The organism is Heliobacterium chlorum (assembly GCF_014502795.1).
GTDB classification, from domain to species: domain Bacteria; phylum Bacillota; class Desulfitobacteriia; order Heliobacteriales; family Heliobacteriaceae; genus Heliobacterium; species Heliobacterium chlorum.
Genome location: NZ_JACVHF010000186.1, coordinates 1 through 386 on the forward strand (window position 1 = coordinate 1; position 386 = coordinate 386).

The 386-nt window shown below is 54.4% G+C and carries 1 rRNA gene; it reads right to left on the reverse strand.

Going from position 1 to position 386, the window contains the following annotated elements:
* Nucleotides 1-386: ribosomal RNA gene (locus tag H1S01_RS20925) — 23S ribosomal RNA — on the reverse strand; the annotation flags it as partial.

Consider the following 386-nt stretch of genomic DNA (forward strand, 5'->3'; position numbering starts at 1 on the left):
AGCTTTTATCCGTTGCGCGACGGCTTTTCCACTCAATACCGCCGGATCACTAAGCCCGACTTTCGTCCCTGCTCGACTTGTCTGTCTCGCAGTCAAGCTCCCTTGTGCCTTTACACTCTTCGGACTGATTTCCAACCAGTCTGAGGGAACCTTTGGGCGCCTCCGTTACTCTTTGGGAGGCGACCGCCCCAGTCAAACTGCCCACCTGACACGGTCCTTACACCCGATTCAGGGTGCCAAGTTAGAACTTCAGTGCATTCAGAGTGGTATCCCACCATCGACTCCCCCAAACCTGGCGGCCTGGGTTCGACGTCTCCCACCTATCCTGTACAAAACACACCAAAATCCAATGTCAGGCTACAGTAAAGCTCTACGGGGTCTTTCTG